This window comes from Gemmatimonadales bacterium (assembly GCA_030697825.1).
Classification (GTDB): domain Bacteria; phylum Gemmatimonadota; class Gemmatimonadetes; order Gemmatimonadales; family JACORV01; genus JACORV01.
On the sequence record JAUYOW010000017.1, the window covers coordinates 1 to 1,419 of the forward strand.

A 1,419-nucleotide genomic window follows, 5' to 3' on the forward strand; every position below is an offset into this window, starting at 1 on the left:
ATGGTGGGGACGAAGGATGGTGCCGGCCGGGGCGTCGGGCAAGCGCGGCGACTTCGCCTTTCGTGCCCGTGCCGGTCATACTTGGTGGCGATGAACCGCGTCCTGCTGGTACCCGACCTCGCGCTCGAACGGTGGCCCAGCATGGACCGCTACGCGGCCGAGCTGGCACGGCGACTGGACGTGGATGTCCCCCGCGAAGCCTCCACCATTCCCGGCCCGCGATACCTGGCCCGGTACGTGCGCTATCCCCGCGCGCTGGGGCGCTACCAACCTTCTCTTGTTCACGTCGCGGACCACTCGTACGCGCATTGCCTGCGCGCGTTCCCCGGCGTCCCGTCCATCGTCACGATACATGACGTCTACCCGCTGTCCGTGATCGGGCGACAGGAGAGCGGCCCGAGCGCCCTGCTGCGCGATGCGCTGTTGTGGTGGGTGCTCACCTGGGTGCGGCGTGCCTCGCACTGGATCGCCGGGAGCGAGTTCACCGCGCGCGAGGCCGTGGCGCTCCTCGGCCTGCCCAGCGATCGGGTGCACGTGGCCGGCTACGGTGTGGACGAAGCGTTCTTCAAGCAGCCGTCCGACGAGGCGATCGCCGCACGACGCCGCCACTGGCTCGGCGCCACGCCCCACGCTGACGACGCGAGGCGCGTGATCCTCCACGTCGGCAACTGCGAGCCGCGGAAGAACGTCGAGGCCGCCATCCTCGCCCTCGGCCTGCTCCGGAAGCGCGGCGCGGACGCCTTCCTCGTCCAGATCGGCGGCCGCTTCACCCCCGCGCATCACGCCGCCATCGACGCGGCCGGCGTCGAAGGCTTCGTGCGCCAGGAGCCCCAGGTGGACGAAGCAGCGCTCGTCGCGGCATACTACGCCGCCGATGCGCTCGTTCTCCCGTCCACCTACGAAGGGTTCGGTCTGCCCGCGCTCGAGGCCCAGGCGGCGGGCCTGCCCGTGGTGACCAGCGGCGCCGGCGGCCTGGCCGAGGCCGCCGGCGATGCCTCGGTGACCGTCGAGGGCGCGAACCCGCCGGCGCTCGCCGACGCGCTGGCCCTGGTTCTCACCGATCCCGCCCTGCGGGCGGGCCTGATCGAACGCGGGCGCCGGCGCGCACACTCACACACCTGGGACGCTGCCGCCGCCAAGGTGCGCGCCGCATATGACGAGACCCGCGCCGCCGTATAGCCGCGCCGGAGCGGCCGTCCTCGGCTCGCATCATGAGCTGGCGACCGCCGCCGATCTCCTCGACGCCCGCAGCTGGTCGTGGCCGCGCCGCGGCCGCTACGTCACGCGCCTCTGGCGCCTCGCGGCGGACGCGCGGGTGACCACGTATCCCATGTTCCGGGACCGCGGGAAATCGTGGGACGTGTGGCGCGCCGTGAACCACTGCCTGGAAGCGGTGCCCAAAGAGGGCGCCGTCCTCGA

At 72.5% G+C, this 1,419-nt stretch carries 2 protein-coding genes; both read left to right on the forward strand.

The window, feature by feature from the left end:
- Window positions 1-90: 90 nt before the first annotated feature.
- Window positions 91-1,179 carry a glycosyltransferase gene (locus Q8Q85_00765; protein MDP3772778.1) on the forward strand — a complete coding sequence of 363 codons (1,089 nt, stop codon included), beginning with the start codon at window positions 91-93 and terminating at the stop codon, window positions 1,177-1,179.
- Window positions 1,154-1,419: hypothetical protein (locus Q8Q85_00770; GenBank protein ID MDP3772779.1), on the forward strand; the 266-nt coding region annotated here is incomplete at its 3' end. The genes Q8Q85_00765 and Q8Q85_00770, both read left to right, overlap by 26 nt.

Coding starts and splice junctions, on each gene's coding strand:
- Q8Q85_00765 (MDP3772778.1), top strand. CDS start 91: ATGAACCGCGTCCTGCTGGTACCCGACCTCGCGCTCGAACGGTGGCCC.